We start from the raw sequence: 19,571 nt of genomic DNA on the forward strand, positions 1-19,571 counted from the left end.
CGTGACCATGCTGCGCCGCTGGCTCGACCGCATCTACCTCGCCGCCGGCGCACTGGGCGCGGCATTCATCGCGCTCATCTGCGTGCTCATGATCGCGCAGAGCATCATGCGCGAGCTGGGCCTGCGCACCGGTGCCATCAACGACATCGTGGCCTGGTTCTGCGCGGCCGCCGCGTTCCTGGCCATGGCGCATGCCTTCAAGCACGGCGACTTCGTGCGCGTGACGCTGCTGCTGGAAAAGCTGTCCCCGCGCCGCTGCCGCCAGCTCGAGGTGGTGTCGCTGGCCATCGGGTCCGTGGCCGTGGGCTACCTCATGTGGGCGGCCTGCAGCTACACCTACGAGAGCTGGGAGTTCAACGACATCTCCCAGGGCCTCCTGCCCATGCCGCTGTGGATTCCGCAGCTGAGCTTCGCGCTCGGCTCCATCCTGCTGTGGGTGGCCGTGGTCGATGAATTCATCATCGTGCTGCGCGGCGGCGTGCCGACCTTCGTGCGCGCCGTCGAAGAGCGCCATGCCAAGGGCGACTTTTCTTCTGATATCTAGAGAAGCCCCCCTGAGGCGCTGCGCGCCTTCCCCCGAGGGGAATGCCACTGGTGGCCCGGCGAAGCCGGCTCCACGGTGGCACTGGCGTTTGGCAGCGCCAGTTTTTGCGGTGCGCTGGAAGCGCATTGCGGTGTGAGTACCGATAACAACAGGCTGCATCGGGCATAGCGCTCATCGGCCCAGAAAGTTCGATATGGATATCTTGATGGTGGGTGGCGTGTTGCTGCTGCTCATGCTGGTGCTGCTGTCCGGCGGTGTGTGGATCGCCATGACCCTGGCGATCTGCGGCTGGGTCGGGCAGGCGTTCTTCACCTCCACGCAGCCGGCCAAGAATTTGTTCTCGGCGTTCTGGGAGAGCAACGCGAGCTGGGAGCTGGCGGCGCTGCCGCTGTTCATCTGGATGGGCGAGATCCTGTTTCGCACCAAGCTCTCCGAGGAGATGTTCGAGGGGCTGCGCCCCTGGCTCAACCGCGTGCCCGGCCGGCTGATGCACACCACCATCCTGGGCTGCGGCATCTTCGGCTCGGTCTCGGGCTCGTCGGCGGCCACCTGCGCCACCATCAGCAAGGTGGCGCTGCCCGAGCTCATGAAGCGCGGCTACGACGAGAAGCTGGCGCTGGGCGCGCTGGCCACGGCCGGCACGCTGGGCATCCTGATCCCGCCCTCCATCACCATGGTGGTGTACGCCGTGGCCGCCGATGCCTCCATCATCCGCATCTTCCTGGCGGGCTTCCTGCCGGGCATCCTCCTGATGCTGCTGTTCTCGGGCTACATCGGCTGGTGGAGCCTGCGCAACCCCGACAAGGTGCCCGCCGCCGACCCGCCCTCCTCCCTGCGCGAGAAGATCCGCAAGTCGGGCAACCTGATCCCCGTGGGCGTGCTCATCGTGTTCATCGTGGCCGTGCTCGTCACGGGCTACGCCACCGCCACCGAGTGCGCGGCCTACGGCGTGGTGGGATCGCTGGGCCTGGCGCTGTGGAGCCGCTCGCTCACCTGGCAGAACTTCAAGGAAGGCCTGATGGGCACCACGCGCACCAGCTGCATGATCATGTTCATCCTGGCCGGCGCCGCCTTTCTCACCAAGACCATGGCCTTCACCGGCATTCCGCGCGAGCTGGCCCAATGGGTCAATGCCATGCACCTGTCGCCGTTCGCGCTCATCAGCGTGCTGGTGGTCGTGTACCTGGTGCTGGGCACCGCGCTCGACGGCATCAGCATGATCGTGCTCACCAGCGCCGTGGTGCTGCCCATGATCCAGCAGGCCGGGTTCGACCTGATCTGGTTCGGCATCTTCATCGTGCTGCTGGTGGAGATCGCCGAGGTCACGCCGCCCGTGGGTTTCAATCTCTTCGTGCTGCAGAACATGACCGGCAAGGACAGCAACACCATCGCGCGCGCCGCCATTCCTTTCTTCCTGTGCCTGGTGGTGTGCATCGCACTCATCACGATCTTCCCGCAGATCGTGACCATCCTTCCCGACCTGGTCATGGGCGTGGAGAAGTAGCCGCCCTCAGCCGGTCCACGCCGCCGCGCCCGGAAGGCTGCGGCGAGGCCGGCCCCACCGCGGGGCGCAGGCCGTGAACGGCCGGCGTGGGCCACAATAGCGCCCGCATCCAATTTACGGGGAGTGATCGCACCATGCTCGCAGTCGTGGCTATCTGCATCGGCGCCAGTCTGGGCGCGCTGGCGCGCTGGCGGCTGGGCATGTGGCTGAACACCGTGGGAGCGCTCATGCCCTGGGGCACGCTGGCCGCGAACCTCGTTGGGGGCTATCTGGTAGGCGTGTGCGTGGCCGTGTTCCAGGCCCTGCCCCAGCTGGACCCGGTCTGGCGGCTGGCCCTTGTCACAGGCTTTCTCGGCGGCCTCACCACGTTCTCCAGCTTTTCGGCCGAGGTCGTGGGCATGCTGCAGCAGCAGCGCTACCTGCTCGCGCTGGGCACCACCTCCGTGCACCTGCTCGGTTCGCTCACGCTGACCGTGCTGGGCATCCACACTGCTACTCTTTTGCTAGCAGGGCGCGCCTGATCGTGCGTGATAATCGGGCACAACGGCCGCCAACCACCCCCCATTCAACCCACTGCCGACCCGCGCTCGCGCACCGGCCGGCCGCGTTTTCCTGATCTGCCATGGATGCCAACACCCAACTGAATGAACGCCGCCTGGCCCATGCCTGGGCGGAGCTGCAAAGCCACGCCGCCAACGGCAATCCGCTGCACGCCGACGCCTACCGGCTCGCGTTTGCAGACCCCGAATTCCTGTTCCGCCGCGAAACGCGCGGCATCCGCTTCCAGCTGGAGATGCTCAAGCCCGACCTCGGCCAGATCGAGCAGGGCATCGAGAACACCATCGTGGTCTACGGCAGCGCCCGTTTCGTCGCGCCCGACGAGGCCGCGTCCCAGCTGGCCGAAGCCGAGGCCAGCGGCGACGAAGTGCGCCTGCAGCGCGCGCACCAGGCCGTGCGCAACGCCCGCTACTACGACCTGGCCCGCCAGTTCGCTCGCATCGTCGCGGAACACAGCGAGCTGCAGCCGCCCGCCGACCGCATCTACATCTGCACCGGTGGCGGCCCCGGCATCATGGAGGCCGCCAACCGCGGCGCGCATGACGTGGGCGCGCTCAACGTGGGGCTGAACATCGCCCTGCCCCATGAGCAAAGCGGCAACCGCTTCATCTCGCCGACCCTGAGCTTCAAGTTCCACTACTTCGCGCTGCGCAAGATGCATTTCATGATGCGCGCCAAGGCCCTGGTGGCCTTCCCGGGCGGCTTCGGCACGCTGGACGAGCTGTTCGAGGTGCTCACGCTGGTGCAGACGAAAAAGGCCAAGCCCGTGCCCATCGTGCTGTTCGGCACGGACTACTGGAAGCGCCTGATCAACTTCGAGGTGCTGGTCGAACAGGGCACGATCTCGGCACAGGATCTGGGCCTGTTCCACTACACCGACGACCCGCAGGAAGCCTGGGGCCTGATCAAGTCGTTCTACCAGCTGTGACTTGCACCCCGGTGAACCGATTCAACGGATCACTGGAGGGGGAGGAGGCACAGCAATCGGCGGCAGCACGAGAATGGGCCGCACGATGGGCGGCAGCGTGAAGATGGGCGGGCGCGTAGTAGGCGGCGGAGCTGGCGGCGTGGTGGACGCTGGCGGGGGACGCGTTGACGGCGGCTGGGTAGGTGTGCCCGTCGCAGGGGGTGGTGGCACATACGGCTCATAAGGATCCGGCGCAGGCACGGGCACCGACGGAGGGGAAGGAACCGGAGGTGGCGGCGGCACGGGGACAGGCCCCGGAGCGGGAGCAACCGGACCGGGTACAAGCTGCGTGCTGCCACCGACCTGTTCACCAACCACAAAAGGCAGGGGCGGGGGCGGCACTGGCAGTACCGCACGCGTATGCGTGTACAGCGGCAATTGGGTGCTGGAAACCACACGCACCGATTCACCAGCCTTCACCCCGACACAGCCCGCCTCGGTGCAGACCTCGATTTCGTCCTGCTCGCCCGATACCAGCAATTCCCCCTGGAGATTGAACGCAATCAGGAAAGCGGAGCCACGGATGCCCACCACCGCCGTAGGCGTCGTGACTTTGTAGTTGCGGGGGTCGCGTTTGCCGATAAAACCCGTAATGGCACGCATGCCGCCTCGCAGCAGGTTCACTGCGAAATGGTCTTCCGCCGCGTTTCCCGCGTCGGCATAGCGCGCCACCGTGAACTGCGACTCCGGATACAGCGCCACCAGTCCACCGTCGGAAAAACGGATCTGGGCACGGCCTGCGGTGCCCGTCACGATGACGTCGCCACTCTCGACCTCGACGCCCTTGCTTGCGGCTGAGGCGGCAGACCCTCTGCGCAACTGCACATCGCCTGTCGCGAACTGCACCATGCCAGCCGCGGCCAAACCCTGCAAAGGCCAGGCGGCCGCCACGGCCATCCACAGAGCCCATTGGGAAGAAGGGAAATTAGGCTGCATCACGGACTCCCTCAGAACTCGCGCCGCACGGCGACCGAAAATACCCTGCGGTCGTAATCAGTGATGGGCAGCGTGGACACATTGCGCGTCAAAGCCCATTGCGGCGTGATTCGCCAACCTGGTGCGGGCACCCACGACAATCCCGCCACCCAATGGCTCTGGCGGTCGCGCCGCGTCACGCCAAAGAACGGGTCCACCGCCTCGTGTCGGCGACGCTCATGGCTGAGGTGCGTAAACACCGCCCATTTGGCGTCGAACGCCCACTGCACACCAGCCCGCAGCCCCGCCAAGTGATGACCCAGATTGTCCACGCCCACGGCATGGGGCTCCTCCAGGCCTGCGTAGACCCCAGCGTAATAGAGGCTGCCGTTGCGCAGGACATGAATGTACGAGGTCCCCCCGATGGTCCGGCGGGAATTGCGCAGGGATTGGGTGGGATAGCGCACCCCCTGTACCTGCAGGAAGGTATCCCACTGCCGGAAGCCATCGATCCGGTAGACCCATTCACCCAGCACGCCGCCGGCATTGCGCAGGGTACTTCCATCTAGCAGGTAAGTGGCGCCTTGCGCACTCAGCATCCACTCGTGGCGCTCTACCCGGTAGGCCACACCGGCACTGGCATCGAATTGACTGCTGTCGTAGGCCTTTCCCGCATCGGAATAGCCGCGCATCTCCGCGGTGGCGGCGCCTATCAGGGACCACCGGGCATCCAGTACATGCCGCCCCCGGATATTGCCCGAGACTGCCGCATATGAAGCACGTTGCGCCTCGGCACCGGGGGCGAGAGTCCAGGCGGGTGTCCCGGGAGGCGACAACGCAGGCGCGTTCAGGTCCGGCCCTGCATTGAGGTTGGAATCATGGCCTCCCGCAAGTTCGACATGCCCTTTCCAGGTAGAGCGTCCTTCGTGGCCCATCCGGTCATATGACACCAGGAACTGATCAATGCTGAGCGCCGCATCCACGGGAATGCCTGCTGCGCGCACGCGCTCCAGCACAGCATGTGCTCCCCGCTTGTCTCCCACCGCATGCAGCGCCCGACCGAGTTCCAGCGCGGCATCCGCATTGTCCGGCTGTGCAGCCACCACGCGCTCCCAGGCCAGAACCGCACGGCTGTACTGACCAGCGGCTTGGGCGGCACGCCCCATCGCCGCGTCGAATGCGGGATCTCCGGCCCGTTGCGCCTCCTGGGCGTCCAGCACCTCGAAAGCGCGCCGAGCATCACCCTGGTGCAACAATGCCTGGGCCTGCTTCAGCACCTCGTCAGCGTGAAGAAAAGCCCCGGGGGCCCCCACCAGAAATGGCACCACGGCCAAGCGCCACGCACGCCGAGACCAGAACGGAACGATCATGTCAGCCCCCTCTGTCGAATGGAGCCAATCTACTCCCTTTTACCCGGTTTGCTCAGCCCCTCTAGCCCTGATTGCGCGCGCCCCTCATTCACTTGCGTGACCAAACCATCCAATCACCGAGAATGTGGGTCCTTCTTCCCGGGCTCCTGACTGTTTTTCTCCCCGCCGATGCGCCACGCCAGCCGGGCGCCGCCCAGCCCCGTGGCGCCCACGGCCCAGAACAGGCCGCTGACCCCGATCACCGCGCCGGCCGACCCGAACAGCAGCGGCATCAGCACGCTCGATGCGTTGATGGCCATCAGCCGCAGGCCCAGCGCCTCGCCCTGGCGGTGCGATGGCGTGATCTGGTGCAGCAGGCTCATCACCATGGGCTGCCCGGTGCCCAGCGCAAAACCCAGCAGCACCGAGCACACCCCCATGGCGAATGCGCTGTCCAGCAGCGGATAGGCCCCGAACAGCACCGCCGTCACCAGCATGGCCCCCGCCATCACGCCGCGCTCGCGCAGGCGCTCGGCGACAAAGGGCATGAGCACGCGGATCACCGTGGCGGCGATCGCAAACGCGCCGAAGATGGTGCCGATCACCGCGGCCGACAGCCCACGCTCGTGCCCCAGCAGCGGCACCGCAAAAGCGTGCACGTCCCAGCACGAGGAGATCAGCCAGTTCACGATCAGCAGGCGGCGAAACGGCGGGTCGTTCAGCAGGTCCCACGCCCGCTGGGGCGGGCCGCCCGTGGCGGCGGCGACGCTGGGCAGTTCCTGCGTGCCGCGCACACAGAACCAGCTGAGCAGCGGCAGCAGCGCAAGCAGCACGAAGGCCGCGCGGTAGCCCTCCAGGCTGCCCGCCGCGCCACCCGCGTGGTCGATGGCCAGGCCCGCGCAAAAAGGCCCGATGAAGTTGGACACCGCCGGGCCGATGGACAGCCAGCTGAACACCTGCTTGAGTTCGGTGGCGTCATGGACCGCGCGGCCGGCGTGGCGCTGCACCGCTATGGTGGCCAGGCCCGCCGCCGCACCGGTCATCAGCGCGGAGACACACAGCACGGGAAAGGTCGGAAACACCACCGCCAGCCCCGCGCCCACGCAGGCCACGGCCACCGAATAGCCCACGGGGCGCTTGAGGCCGCGGCGGTCCGTGTACCGGCCCGCGGGCAGGGCAAGGAACACCTGGGTGAGCGCGAACAGCGCCACCAGCAGCCCCACCGCCGCCGCGCTGTACCCTTCGCGCAGCGCCAGCAGCGGCGCGGCCAGGCGCATGCCGGCCATGCTGGCATGCACGCAGACCTGCCCTGCGATCAGACGGGCTAGTGCCCGGTTCACAGCGGGTCGTCCTCCGCGTCCAGTCCGGGCAGCGCCGCCGTGCCACCGCCCACGGGCAGCGGCAGGGTGGCGCCGGGGGGCGCCGGCAGGTCCTGCACATCACGCAGCTTGCGCTGGATGGCGCGGGTGCGCACCCCCACCTCGTCGAAACGCTTGGCCGCCGCGTCGATGGACTTCTTGGTGGCCTCCACCACGTCGCCAAACTTGGCGAATTCTGTCTTGACCATGCCCAGCAGGCTCCACACCTCGGACGAGCGTTTCTCGATGGCCAGTGTCTTGAAGCCCATCTGCAGGCTGTTGAGCATGGCGGCCAGGTTGGCGGGGCCGGTGATCATCACGCGGCAGTCGTTCTGGATGGCCTCGACCAGGCCGGGGCGGCGTATCACCTCGGCGAACAGGCCTTCGGTGGGCAGGTACAGCACGGCGAAGTCCGTGGTGTGCGGCGGCGAGACGTACTTGGCGAAGATCTTCTTGGCTTCGAGCTTGATCGAGGCCTCGAACGCGTTGCCGGCCGAGGCGATCAGCCCCTTGTCGGCCGCGTCCTGCGCGTCCATGAGCCGCTGGTACTGCTCCACGGGGTACTTGGAGTCGATGGGCAGCCACACCGGATGCTCGTCGCTCTTGCCCGGCAGGCGGATGGCGAACTCCACCAGCTCATCGCTGCCCGGCACGGTCTTGACGTTGCGCGCGAACTGGTCGGGCGTGAGCACGTTGTCGATGATGGCGCCCAGCTGCATTTCGCCCCAGGTGCCGCGCGACTTCACGTTGGTCATCACACGCTTCAAGTCCCCCACGCTGCCCGCCAGGGTCTGCATTTCGCCCAGGCCCTTGTGCACCTGTTCGAGCCGGTCGCTCACCAGCTTGAAAGATTCGCCCAGGCGCTGCTCCAGCGTGGCGTGGAGTTTTTCGTCCACCGTGCGGCGCATCTCCTCGAGCTTGGTGGAGTTGTCGGCCTGGATGGCCGCCAGCCGCTCGTTGAGCGCGTTGCGCAGCTGCTCCGCGTTTTGCTGGCTGCCCTGCACCAGCCCCGTGAGCTGCTGCGAGACCGCATCCTGCAGCACCGAGAACTGGTTCCTGATCTGGAAGCCATTGGCTTGCAGCTGGTCCTTGAGCGCGCTGGACATCGTGCCCAGCTGGGTCTGGATGTCGCCCTTGAGCGAATCGAGCGTGAGGCGCGTGGCCGCCTGCAGGGCCTCGAAACGCTCCTGGATGCGCTTTTCGAACAGCGCGGCGCTTTCGCCCATCGCCTCGCGCGACTTGACGCTTTCGGCCGCCAGCGCGGCCGTGGTGGCCGTGAGTTCGGTGCGAAAGCCCACCAGGGTGGCCGACAGCTCGGTGCGCGCGGTGGCGGCATCGGCCTGGCCCTGCGCCAGATGGGCCAGCAGGGCCTTGCTGCTTTCTTCCAGCCGCCCGGCCACGGCATTCTGCAAGGCATCGAAACGCTGGGCCAGGGCCGCATCCTGCGCGGCCTGGCGCTGCTCCAGCCGCCCTTCGAACACGCCGAACGCCGCCAGCAGTTCAGCGCGGCCGTTGCGGGACTCGGCCACGGCCTGGGCCAGGCGCTCGTCCACCGCGTGGCGCAGGGTCTCCAGCGTGGCCTGCGTGGTGTGCGTGAAGCCGCGCAGCTGCTGGCCCATGCCGTCCAGCGCGCCATCGTTCTTGGCCACGGCAATCTGCGTGGCCTGGGCGGTGTGTTCCAGCGCCTGCAGGCGGGCCAGCCACTCGGGCGGCAGATCGACGCGGGGGCGGCGCAGCATGAGCAGCACCAGCAAAACCAGCACGAGAGCCAGCGCGGCCAGCAGGATGAGGGTATCGGTAGTCAAGGCAGGAATACTATGTTTTTGATAGCTGCTTGCACATATGAATAAAGCGCCAGCGGCCCTTCTTGCTTAAATTCTCGATGTCACTGCCGGCCACGCGGGCCGGGCACCGGCTGGTTCACCGGCGTGAGCGGCCCACGCCCCCCCAGGAAGGCGATCAGGTTATCGGCCGCCAGGTTGGCCATGGCACGGCGCGTGGGCACGGTGGCGCTGGCAATGTGGGGCGTGAGCACCACGTTGGGCACGGTGAGCAGATCGGGGTGCACGCCGGGCTCGCCCTCGAACACATCGAGGCCCGCTGCCGCGATGCGGCCTTCCCGCAGCGCCGCGGCCAGCGCGGCATCGTCCACGATGCCGCCGCGCGCAATGTTGATGAGCGTGGCCGTAGGCTTCATGAGCGACAGCTCGGCGGCGCCGATGGTGTGGTGCGAGGCAGGCGTGTAAGGCACCACCAGCACCACATGGTCCGCGGTGCGCAGCAGCTCTTCCTTGCCCAGGTAGCTGGCCTTGCATTCGGCCTCCAGCGCGGGCGGCAGGCGCGAGCGGTTGTGGTAGACCACCTTCATGCCAAAGCCGTGCGCGCCGCGCCGGGCGATGCCCTGCCCGATGCGCCCCATGCCGATGATGCCCAGCGTGCTGCCGTGGATGTCGCTGCCGGCGAACATGTCGTAGCTCCACTTGGTCCACCGGCCGGCGCGCAGGTAATGCTCGCTCTCGGTCATGCGCCGGGCCGTGGCCATCAGCAGCGCGAAGCCGAAGTCGGCGGTGGTTTCGGTCAGCACGTCGGGCGTGTTGGTGCCCTGCACACCGGCCGCCGTCATGGCGTCCACGTCGAAGTTGTTGTAGCCCACGGCCATGTTGGCCGCGATCCTCAGGCGCGGCGCGGCGGCCAGCAGGGCCGCATCGATGCGCTGGCTGCCGGTGGTCAGCACGCCATCCTTGTCGGCCAGGCGCGCGGCCAGCTCGGCCGGGGTCCAGATCACGTCGTCCGGGTTGGCCTCGACCTCGAAGTGCGCGCGCAGGCGCTCCACGATGTCGGGGAAGATGGCGCGGGCGACCAGGATGCGGGGTTTGCTCATGAATCTTTAGTCTCCAATGTATCGATACGGTTGCCGTGCCTTGCAACTGGCGCGGCCCGCACCAGCGGCCACCGTGCAAGGGCCGCCCCGCTGCACTCTGGTGGCATCCCCCTTCCCATCGCGCAGCGATGAGAGAAGGGGGAAGCGGCGCAGCCGCTCAGGGGGATGGTCACTACCGGAACCAGATGAAGGTCATGACAATGAACAGCGGCACCAGAATGCCGCCCGACCACAGCATGTAGCCGAAGAAGCTGGGCATCTTCACGCCCCGGTCTTCCGCGATGGCCTTGACCATGAGGTTGGGGGCATTGCCGATGTAGGTGTTGGCGCCCATGAACACGGCACCCGCGGAAATGGCGGCCAGGGTGGGTGCCAGCGTGGTCATCAGCACCGCCGCGTCGCCACCCGCCGTGTTGAAGAACACGAGGTAGGTGGGCGCATTGTCGAGGAACGAACTCAGCAGGCCGGTGGCCCAGAAATACATGGCCGGGTCGGGCGCGCCGTCCGGCCGGGTCACCACCGAGATGATGGCGCCGAACGGCCCCTGGTTCCCCGCCTTGAGCATGGCGATGACCGGAATGATCGTGAGGAAGATGCCCGCGAACAGCTTGGCCACCTCCTGCATCGGCGCCCAGCCGAACTGGTTGTCGGCATGCACCTGCCGGGGGGTGAGCCACAGCGATGCGAGCGTCACCAGCACAAGCCCCGCATCGCGCACGATGCCCGGCAGCCCCACCAGGGTGCCCGCGACGTCGAACGCCACGCTCGACTTCCAGAAGCCGCTGAGCAGCACCAGCGCGACGACCGCGCCCAGCAAGGCGAAGTTGATCTTCCCATCGAAGCCGATGGAGCGGCTGTCGGGCGTCGGGTCGGCGGGCAGCACCTCCTCGCGGTGCCGGCAGTACCAGGTGTCCAGCAGGAAGAAGATCGCCAGCAGCGCACCGACCAGGAACAATGTTTCCGGAAAGATGTGGCCCACCGTCCAGAAGAAATCGACGCCCTTGAGAAAACCGAGGAACAGTGGCGGATCGCCCAGCGGGGTGAGCGAGCCCCCCGCGTTGGACACGATGAAGATGAAGAACACCACCACGTGCGCCACGTGCCGGCGGTTGTCGTTGGCGCGGATCAGCGGACGGATCAGCAGCATCGAGGCCCCCGTCGTGCCCATGAAGCTGGCCAGCAGCGCCCCGATCGCAAGCAGGGCGGTGTTGAGCCCCGGGCTGCCATGCAGGTTGCCGCGGATGTAGATGCCCCCCGCCACGGTGAACAGCGCCGTGAGCAGCACCACGAACGGGATGTACTCGGCCAGCAGCGCATGCACCAGGCTGGCCCCGGCCACGCCAGGGCCGAAGGCGATGGCGAACGGCAGCAGAAACGCCAGGCCCCACGCGGCCGCGACCTTGCCGAAATGGTGGTGCCAGAAAATGGGGGCCAGCAGCGGCATGAGCGCGATCGACAGCAGGATGCCCGCGAAGGGCACGCCCCACAGCACCGACAGGGTGCTGCCGTCCACATCCGCGGCCACGGCCAGGCCCGGCAACACGAGCAGGGTGATCAAGAGGCCCAGCGCGCGGGGCGCCGGCATCCGGGTGGCGCGGGCCATCATGCCACCGCGGGGATGTCGAACACCTGGCGCAGGTAGGCCAGGTATTTCTCGTCGTCGCACATGCCCTTGCCCGGCGTGTCGGACAGCTTGGCCACCGGCTGGTCGTTGCAGCGCGTCATCTTGATGACCACCTGCAAAGGCTCGTGTGCGGGCGGGCTGCCCAGGTCGTTGGTCAGGTTGGTGCCGATGCCGAACGCCAGCTGGCAGCGCCCCCGGAACTGCTGGTACAGCTCGATGGTGCGCGGAATGGTGAGCGCATCGCTGAAGATCAGCGTCTTGGTCAGGGGGTCCACCCGGTTCTTGCGGTAGTGGTCCAGGAGGCGCTCGCCCCAGGCGAACGGGTCGCCGCTGTCATGCCGCGCGCCGTCAAAGAGCTTGCAGAAGTACAGGTCGAAATCACGCAGGAAGGCACTCATGCCGTACACGTCGGACAGCGCGATGCCCAGGTCGCCGCGGTATTCCTTGGCCCACATCTCGAAGCCGAACACCTGGCTGTCGCGCAGGCGCGGCCCCAGGGCCTGGCAGGCCTGCAGGTATTCGTGCGCCATGGTTCCCAGCGGCGTCACGCCCAGCTTCATGGCATACAGCACGTTGCTGGTGCCCGCGAACTGGCCGGGGCCCGCGGGTGCGCCGGGGCGGCGGTCGCCCGTGCCCAGGCGGGCCACCAGCACCCGCAGCACCTCTTCGTGCCAGGCGCGGGAAAACCGCCGGCGCGTGCCGTAGTCGGCGATCTTGAGGTCCGACAGGCCCTCGCCCTGCAGCAGCGCGATCTTGGCATCCAGGCGCTTGCGGCCTTCCAGGAAGTCGGGCACCTTTTGCGTGTTGCGAAAGTAAACCTCGTTGACGATGGCCAGCACCGGGATCTCGAAGAGGATGGTGTGCAGCCAGGGCCCGCGGATGGAAATGTCGATCTCGCCGTTGTGCTGTGGCGTGACGGTGATGTACTTCTCGTTGAGCTTGAAGAGGCCCAGGAAGTCCACGAAGTCGCTCTTGATGAAGCGCATGGAACGCAGGTAGGCCAGTTCGGCATCCTGGAACTGCAGGCAACACAGCGAGCGGATCTCGTCGCGGATCTCAGTGACGAACGGCGCCAGCTGCACGCCAGGGTTGCGGCACTTGAAGCGGTATTCGACCTGAGCCCCCGGAAACTGGTGCAGCACCACCTGCATCATGGTGAACTTGTACAGGTCGGTGTCGAGCAGGCTGGTGATGATCATGGACAGGGCAGGCCTCAGACCGCGGGCTGGTCAGCAAAGCCTCAAAGTGTAGGCCATCGGGGCATCCCGCACCGTGCAGGGACTCTGCCCCCGTGCCACGGGCATGCGACGCCATGCGCTGGGGAAAAAGGCCCTTCGCGCCCTTGGGAGAAGCGCGAGAAGCTAACGGATCAATAGCAGGCCCGCCGGTGCTCAGCCGGCCACCACCAGCTCTTGCAGGACCTTGCGCAGGGCCTCTGGCACCGGCACGGGCCGGCGGGTCTCGCGGTCCACATACACATGGATGAAATGGCCGGCCGCAGCGGTCAGCGGCTCGCCCTGCGCAAACAGGCCCACCTCATACCGCACGCTGGAGCCACCCAGCCGTGCCACCCGGATGCCGGCCTCGATCGTCTGCGGGAAGGCCAGTGGCGCGAAGTAGTTGCACTGGGTTTCAATGACCAGGCCTATGGTCTCGCCCGCATGGATATCGAGCACGCCTTGGTCGATCAGGTGGGCATTCACCGCCGTGTCGAACCAGCTGTAGTACACGACGTTGTTCACATGGCCGTACACATCGTTGTCCGCCCAGCGCGTGGTGATGGGGCGAAAGGCCCGGTAGGCGCTGCGCGGCTGCGGGGACGGGCGGGCGGCCGGCGCGGGCGCAGCGGCAGTGGTGGTGCTGGCGGCAGAAGTCATGGCCGCACATTCTGCCAGCGCTGGTGGTAGTGCCAGGCCACGCGCCAGGTGTTCAGCTGCGCCAGCACCGTGTCTTCCAGATTGCGGCCATAGCCCCCCGCCATCGCGAAAGCCAGGGGGATGCGGCGCTGCCACGCCCAGTCGAACACGCGCCGGTCGCGCGCCTCCAGGCCATCGTGTGTCACGGCCAGCCGCCCCAGGCGGTCTCCTTCGTGCGGATCGGCACCGGCCAGATAGAAAACGAGCTGGGGCGCGAACCGCTGCTCCAGGGTCTCGAGCGCCTGCTCCAGGGCTTGCAGGTAGTCGGGGTCGGCGCAGCCGTCGGGCAGCTCGACATCCAGGTCGCCGGGCTCCTTGCGGAACGGAAAATTGCGCGCCCCGTGCAGTGACAGCGTGAACACGCTGTGGTCGCCCCGGAAGATGTGCGCCGTGCCGTTGCCCTGGTGCACGTCGAGGTCGATCACCGCCACCCGCAGCGGGCGGGCCACACGCCCCGCGCCCTCCGTGCGCGCCCATTCCACCTGCATGAGCCGCGCGGCCACCGCCACGTCATTGAACACGCAGAAGCCGCTGCCCTTGTCCGCATACGCATGGTGCGTGCCCCCTGCGAGGTTGCCCGCAATGCCCTCGCGCAGCGCCACGCGGGCGGCGGCCACCGTCGCGCCCACGGACCGCCGTGCGCGCTCGGCCATGGCCTCGCTCCAGGGGAAGCCGATCTCGCGCTGGGCGGGAGGTGCCAGCGTGCCGTCGGCAATCGCATCGACGTACTCCGGCGTGTGGGCCAGCGCGAGCTCGCTGTCCGACGCGGGCATGGCCACCTGCAGCGACACGCCGGGCAGGTGCTGCGTGATGCGGTCGCGCAGCAGCCGGTACTTGGCCATCGGGAACCGGTGGCCCTCGGGAAGCGGCAGCACGAAATGGTCTGCGTAATAGGCATGCATGACGCGATTGTGGCAAGCGGCGGATTTCTGGGGCGCCGTCCCTAATTTGCTGCAGCGCAACAAAAACCCCTTGCAATACCACGCCAAGTGCCTAAAATTCATCCCATGCTGCACTGCAACATGACTCACCAGGTCAGGGCCAGCGCAGATGTCCGCGAACCACCTTGGCCCCCGGGCCCCATTTTTAGGAGATATGACATGACGCTGACCGCTGAACAAATCCTGGCCTCGCACAAAGCCAACATCGAAACCCTGTTCGGTCTGACCACCAAGGCCTTCGAAGGCGTGGAAAAGCTGGTCGAACTGAACGTGACCGCTTCGCGCGCTGCCCTGTCGGAAGCCGCCAACCACACCCAGGCCGTCCTGGGCGTGAAGGATGCGCAAGAGCTGCTGGCCCTGCAAGCCGGCCTGTTCCAGCCACTGGCTGAGAAGACTGCCGCCTACAGCCGCCACCTGTACGACATCGCTTCGGGCACCGGCGCTGAATTCGGCAAGGCTTTCGAGAGCCAGGCCACCGACGCGCAAAAGGCATTCACCAACCTGGTGGACAGCGCCGCCAAGAACGCTCCCGCCGGTTCCGAAACCGCCGTGGCCGTGATGAAGAGCGCCGTCTCTGCCGCCAACAACGCTTTTGAATCGGTGCAGAAGGCCGTCAAGCAAGCGTCCGACGTGGCCGAAGCCAACTTCAACGCCGTGGCCAGCACCGCTGCCAACGCCGCCAAGACCGCTGCACCCCGCAAGCGCTAATGAGCCATCTGCGGTCTGGAGTGCAACCTCTAGGCCGCGTTCAGGGAATACCCTGATAATTCAACCACGCGCTGCGGAAGCCCTCCACAGCGCACCAGTTGTCTCCTTGGATCCTCTCGAAACCCCCGTTTCAGGGATCCTTTTAAAGCCCGGTTCATGACCGGGCTTTTTTTTGCCCGTGTCCTGGCAACACCCTTCCGGCTCTTGCGCTGAGTCAGGAATTCCCTCTGAATTCCTTGGCGCGCCCCAGACATTTATTAAGAATAATTCGCGTTTGTTTTATCATCGCCAGAGTTACAACCTTGAAAGACGCATCCATGTCGAAGACTGTGAAAGCCTTGTTGAGCGCGTGCACGCTGGCCGTTGCCGCCGGCGCCGTTTCCGCCCAGGACCAGGTGGTGAATCTCTACTCGGCCCGCCACTACTCCACCGACGAAGCGCTGTACAGCGGATTCACCAAGGCCACGGGCATCAAGATCAACCGCGTGGATGCGGACGACGCCGGCATCCTGGCACGCCTGAAGGCCGAAGGCACGGCATCGCCGGCGGACGTGATCCTGCTGGTGGATGCCGCCCGCCTCTACAAGGGGGAAGTCGACGGCCTGTTCCAGCCCATCCAGTCCAAGGTGCTCAGCGACGCCATTCCCGCCAATCTGCGCAGCGCGCCAGCGGCAGACGGGGGCATTTCCTGGTTCGGACTGTCCACGCGCGCACGCGTGATCGTCTACAGCAAGATCAAGGTGCAGAAGTCGGACGTCGACACCTATGAGGAGCTCGGCGACCCCAAGAACAAGGGCAAGCTGTGCATCCGCTCCGGCTCGCATCCCTATAACCTGAGCCTCTTCGGCGCCGTGACCGAGCATCTGGGCGAACAGAAGGCGGAGGCCTGGCTCAAGGGCATGGTGGCCAACCTGGCGCGCCCTCCCAAGGGCGGGGACACCGACCAGATCAAGGCCGTGGCCGCGGGCGAATGCAATATCGCCGTCACCAACAGCTACTACCTCGCGCGCATGATGCGCTCGACCAAGCCCGAGGACGTGGCCGTGGTCAACAAGGTCGGCGTGGTGTTCCCCAACCAGGATTCCTGGGGCACGCACCTGAACATTGCCGGCGGCGCGGTGGCCAAGCACGCCAAGAACCAGGCCAACGCCATCAAGTTCCTCGAGTATCTGGTCAGCCCTGAAGCGCAGAACTACTTTGCCAACGGCAACAACGAATGGCCCGCCGCCAAGGGCGTCAGCATCGACAACCCCGCGCTCAAGGCCATGACCGGCGGTGCGCCCTTCAAGAGCGAGACCATTCCGATCAGCGCGGTGGGCGCTAACACGACCAAGGTGCAGCAGATGCTGGACCGCGTGGGCTTCCAGTAACCCGCCCGTGCGGCCCCGCGGCGCGGGGTTTGCGCCAGGCCCGGCCTCGCCGGGCTTTTTTTCGCCTGTCGGAAACCAGGCGGATGCGCCATAATTGACGTTTACGTTAACGTCACTCACTGGAGACAGAACATGGACATCAAAGGCAAGGTTTTCATCGTGACCGGCGGCGCGTCCGGCCTGGGCGAAGGCACGGCGCGCATGCTGGCCGCCCAGGGCGGCAAGGTGGTCATTGCCGACATGCAGGCGGAAAAAGGCGAGGCCGTGGCCAAGGACATTGGCGGTGCCTTCGTGAAGTGCGATGTGAGCAGCGAGGCCGACGGCCAGGCCGTGGTGGCGAAGGCCGTTTCGATGGGCAAGCTGATGGGCCTGGTGAACTGCGCGGGCATCGCACCCGCGGAAAAGACGGTCGGCAAGAACGGTGCGCACGCGCTGGCCGTCTTCAGCAAGACCGTCACCGTGAACCTCATCGGCAGCTTCAACATGATCCGCCTGGCCGCCGAGGCGATGTGCAAGAACGACCCCGAGCCCACGGGCGAGCGCGGCGCGCTGATCTCCACCGCCAGCGTGGCCGCCTACGACGGCCAGATCGGCCAGGCGGCCTATTCGGCCTCCAAGGGCGGCGTGGTTGGCATGACCCTGCCCATCGCGCGCGACCTGGCCCGCAACGGCATCCGCAACATGACGATTGCGCCCGGCATCTTCGGCACGCCCATGCTCTTTGGCATGCCCCAGGAGGTGCAGGATGCGCTCGCGGCCGGAGTGCCCTTCCCCAGCCGCCTGGGAACGCCGCAGGACTATGCCAAGCTCGTGCAGCACATTTTCGAGAACGACATGCTCAACGGCGAAGTGATCCGCCTGGACGGCGCGATCCGGCTCGCACCCCGCTGATGCTATTCAATTTATAGCATCCAGCGCTTGTTGCGAAAGCGCTGGGACCATTTTCCCCCATGACTCCTGAGCCCTGGACTTGTCCGGGGCTTTTTCATGGAAGAACCAGGGCGGAGGCCGGGCGCTTCCCCCAGGCGCCATGGGGCGCGGCGGTGCGTCCGCCAGCCTAGGCCGCGTGCCGCTGCGGCGCCGGGCGCGGCGGCTGCGCGGCGGGCAGCACCGAATCCCCCGCACCCAGCGGCCGCTGCATCAAAACGGTGTCCAGCCAGCGGCCTTTCTTGAAGCCCACGGAGCGCAGTGCACCAATGCGCTCGAACCCCATGCGGGCATGCAATGCCATCGAGCCGGCGTTGTCATCGCCCTGCCCCACCACCGCGAGCATCTGGCGCCACGGCCCCGCCTCGCAATGCCGGATGAGTTCGCCCAGCAGCGCAGCCCCGAGGCCTCTCCCTGAAAGATCGGGCGCCACGTACACCGAGTCCTCCACCGTGTGGCGGTAGGCCACCCGGGCCCGGTACGGCGCGGCGTAGGCAAACCCGGCCACCATGCCGTCCAGTTCCGCCACCAGATAGGGCAGGCCGGCAGCCACCACGGCAGCGCGCCGTGCGCGCAGTTCATCAACCGTCGGAGGTATTTCCTCGAAAGAAGCCAGCCCGTGCAGCACGTGGTGGGCGTACAGCGCCTGGATGGCGGGCAGGTCGTTCTCGCTGGCGCCGCGCACCACGGGTGCGGAGCGCCCGGCGGCGGCTGCTGCGCGAGTCCGGTTCGGTGGCGCTGGCGGGGTGGATTTCAAGATGGGCAGGGGAATGGTCGTCGAGGTGTGCATGAACGACAGTGTGGCCAGCTTTCAGGCATAAAAGAAGCTTTCTCAAATTATGCAAAGTATGAGAAATTCTTTGCCATGGAACGCATCAATCTCGACCAGCTTCACGGCTTTGCCACGGCCCTTGAACTCGGCAGCTTCTCTGCCGCGGCGCAGCGCCTGGATCTCACCCAACCGGCCGTGAGCCTGCAGGTGCGCCAGCTCGAAAAGCGCCTGGGCACGCCTTTGATCGAGCGCGTCGGCCGGGTGCTGCGCCCCACGGCGGCGGGTGCCGAGTTGCTGGCCCATGTGGGCCGCATCGATGCGGTGGTGGCCGAGGCCCTGGAGGCCGTCTCCCGCCATGCCGACGGTGCCACCGGTCGCGTACGCCTGGGCACCGGCGCGACGGCCTGCATCTACCTGCTGCCACCGGTGCTGCGGTCGCTGCGGCAGTGCTTTCCCGGCCTCGACATCACCGTGCGCACCGGCAACACGGCCGACATTGTCCAGGCGGTGGAGGACAACACGCTGGACCTGGGACTGGTCACGCTGCCCGCCAGCGGGCGCATGCTGGAGGTGTCACCCCTGCTGGACGACCCGTTCGTCGCGATCGCCCCGCGAGGCACCGCGCTGCCGGCGCGGATTGGCGCCAAGGAACTGGCGCGGCATCCCGTGCTGCTGTACGAGCCCGGCGGCCACACCCGCCGGATCGCCGATGCCTGGTTCGCGCGGGCGGGGGTGGCACTGCAGCCGGCCATGTCGCTGGGCAGCGTGGAGGCGATCAAGGAGCTGGTCGCGGCCGGCCTGGGCTGCGCCGTGCTGCCGGGCATGGCCGTACGGGACGGGCACCAGGGCAACCTCGAAGTACGGCCACTGTCGCCACCCCTGCGCCGCACATTGGCCGTCGTCATGCGCCGGGACAAGCGCCTGCACCGGGGCCTGCGCGAAACAATGGCGGCCCTGCAGTCACTGGGATGAGGGAAGAGCAGGAGCCCGCCGCCATGCCGTCAATGCAGGGGTGGGTGGCAGTGACAAGACCGATATCCGCCATGAAACCCACAAAAACAACTGGAAATGGGCAAAGAAAAACGGACTGCAGCAATCAATACTGCAGTCCGTTTATTTGGACCACGACACAACCAGCGACGGGCTGTGCCATGTGAATCTGGCGGAGTGGACGGGACTCGAACCCGCGACCCCCGGCGTGACAGGCCGGTATTCTAACCAACTGAACTACCACTCC

At 66.7% G+C, this 19,571-nt stretch carries 18 protein-coding genes and 1 tRNA gene; 8 read left to right on the forward strand and 11 right to left on the reverse strand.

Features of this window, described 5'->3' with window-relative positions; translation table 11 throughout:
• Positions 1–7 precede the first annotated feature (7 nt).
• The 4 genes from AC1RCS_RS23340 to AC1RCS_RS23355 all read left to right on the forward strand — a co-directional run bounded on the left by AC1RCS_RS23340 (position 8) and on the right by AC1RCS_RS23355 (position 3,534).
• Positions 8–544, forward strand: coding sequence for a TRAP transporter small permease (locus AC1RCS_RS23340; RefSeq protein ID WP_218297597.1), 537 nt, complete (start codon positions 8–10; stop codon positions 542–544).
• A gap of 193 nt (positions 545–737) precedes the next feature.
• Complete coding sequence (locus tag AC1RCS_RS23345; protein WP_218297494.1) at positions 738–2,048, forward strand: TRAP transporter large permease; 1,311 nt, start codon at positions 738–740, stop codon at positions 2,046–2,048.
• Between the two features lie 134 nt (positions 2,049–2,182).
• Complete coding sequence (gene crcB / locus AC1RCS_RS23350) at positions 2,183–2,569, forward strand: fluoride efflux transporter CrcB (protein WP_218297495.1); 387 nt, start codon at positions 2,183–2,185, stop codon at positions 2,567–2,569.
• A gap of 101 nt (positions 2,570–2,670) precedes the next feature.
• Positions 2,671–3,534, forward strand: coding sequence for an LOG family protein (locus AC1RCS_RS23355; protein ID WP_492246212.1), 864 nt, complete (start codon positions 2,671–2,673; stop codon positions 3,532–3,534).
• A gap of 21 nt (positions 3,535–3,555) precedes the next feature.
• Here the strand turns inward: AC1RCS_RS23355 and AC1RCS_RS23360 are convergent, their stop codons facing one another.
• The 9 genes from AC1RCS_RS23360 to AC1RCS_RS23400 form a co-directional block, all read right to left on the reverse strand.
• On the reverse strand, positions 3,556–4,509 hold the full coding sequence (locus AC1RCS_RS23360; protein ID WP_492246211.1) for a FecR family protein: 954 nt from the start codon (positions 4,507–4,509) through the stop codon (positions 3,556–3,558).
• Between the two features lie 11 nt (positions 4,510–4,520).
• The gene (locus AC1RCS_RS23365; RefSeq protein WP_492246210.1) at positions 4,521–5,858 is read right to left on the reverse strand and encodes a surface lipoprotein assembly modifier; all 1,338 of its coding nucleotides are present in this window, start codon (positions 5,856–5,858) and stop codon (positions 4,521–4,523) included.
• Between the two features lie 113 nt (positions 5,859–5,971).
• Entirely contained in the window at positions 5,972–7,177 is a 1,206-nt protein-coding gene (locus tag AC1RCS_RS23370; RefSeq protein ID WP_492246209.1) for an MFS transporter, read from the reverse strand.
• Positions 7,174–9,000, reverse strand: coding sequence for a DNA recombination protein RmuC (locus AC1RCS_RS23375; protein WP_492246208.1), 1,827 nt, complete (start codon positions 8,998–9,000; stop codon positions 7,174–7,176). Before AC1RCS_RS23375 ends, AC1RCS_RS23370 begins: the two co-directional genes overlap by 4 nt.
• An 80-nt stretch (positions 9,001–9,080) precedes the next feature.
• The gene (locus tag AC1RCS_RS23380; protein WP_492246207.1) at positions 9,081–10,076 is read right to left on the reverse strand and encodes a 2-hydroxyacid dehydrogenase; all 996 of its coding nucleotides are present in this window, start codon (positions 10,074–10,076) and stop codon (positions 9,081–9,083) included.
• 172 nt (positions 10,077–10,248) lie between these two features.
• Positions 10,249–11,661, reverse strand: coding sequence for a sodium:proton antiporter (locus tag AC1RCS_RS23385; RefSeq protein WP_492246284.1), 1,413 nt, complete (start codon positions 11,659–11,661; stop codon positions 10,249–10,251).
• 17 nt (positions 11,662–11,678) lie between these two features.
• Entirely contained in the window at positions 11,679–12,899 is a 1,221-nt protein-coding gene (gene pncB / locus AC1RCS_RS23390; RefSeq protein ID WP_492246206.1) for a nicotinate phosphoribosyltransferase, read from the reverse strand.
• A 192-nt stretch (positions 12,900–13,091) separates the two neighbouring features.
• The gene (locus AC1RCS_RS23395; RefSeq protein WP_492246205.1) at positions 13,092–13,577 is read right to left on the reverse strand and encodes an acyl-CoA thioesterase; all 486 of its coding nucleotides are present in this window, start codon (positions 13,575–13,577) and stop codon (positions 13,092–13,094) included.
• Positions 13,574–14,518 (reverse strand): histone deacetylase family protein, encoded by a 945-nt coding sequence (locus AC1RCS_RS23400; protein ID WP_218338759.1) that lies wholly within the window; start codon positions 14,516–14,518, stop codon positions 13,574–13,576. The genes AC1RCS_RS23395 and AC1RCS_RS23400 overlap by 4 nt, the downstream gene beginning before the upstream one ends.
• Positions 14,519–14,716: 198 nt before the next feature.
• Here AC1RCS_RS23400 and AC1RCS_RS23405 point away from each other — a divergent pair, with 198 nt between their 5' ends.
• From AC1RCS_RS23405 to AC1RCS_RS23415, 3 genes are all read left to right on the forward strand, one after another.
• On the forward strand, positions 14,717–15,265 hold the full coding sequence (locus AC1RCS_RS23405) for a phasin family protein (protein ID WP_094290910.1): 549 nt from the start codon (positions 14,717–14,719) through the stop codon (positions 15,263–15,265).
• 317 nt (positions 15,266–15,582) lie between these two features.
• Positions 15,583–16,635 (forward strand): extracellular solute-binding protein, encoded by a 1,053-nt coding sequence (locus tag AC1RCS_RS23410; protein WP_492246204.1) that lies wholly within the window; start codon positions 15,583–15,585, stop codon positions 16,633–16,635.
• 132 nt (positions 16,636–16,767) lie between these two features.
• A complete protein-coding gene (locus AC1RCS_RS23415) occupies positions 16,768–17,526 on the forward strand; it encodes a 3-hydroxyacyl-CoA dehydrogenase (protein ID WP_218297505.1) in 759 nt (252 codons plus the stop codon).
• Positions 17,527–17,692: 166 nt separating this feature from the next.
• Here the strand turns inward: AC1RCS_RS23415 and AC1RCS_RS23420 are convergent, their stop codons facing one another.
• The gene (locus tag AC1RCS_RS23420; RefSeq protein ID WP_492246203.1) at positions 17,693–18,352 is read right to left on the reverse strand and encodes a GNAT family N-acetyltransferase; all 660 of its coding nucleotides are present in this window, start codon (positions 18,350–18,352) and stop codon (positions 17,693–17,695) included.
• A gap of 75 nt (positions 18,353–18,427) precedes the next feature.
• Between AC1RCS_RS23420 and AC1RCS_RS23425 the strand changes: the two genes are divergently transcribed.
• A complete protein-coding gene (locus tag AC1RCS_RS23425) occupies positions 18,428–19,306 on the forward strand; it encodes a LysR family transcriptional regulator (protein ID WP_492246202.1) in 879 nt (292 codons plus the stop codon).
• Between the two features lie 188 nt (positions 19,307–19,494).
• Here the strand turns inward: AC1RCS_RS23425 and AC1RCS_RS23430 are convergent.
• Positions 19,495–19,571 (reverse strand) — tRNA-Asp (locus AC1RCS_RS23430).

Source organism: Acidovorax sp. GW823-FHT01C06 (assembly GCF_058798375.1).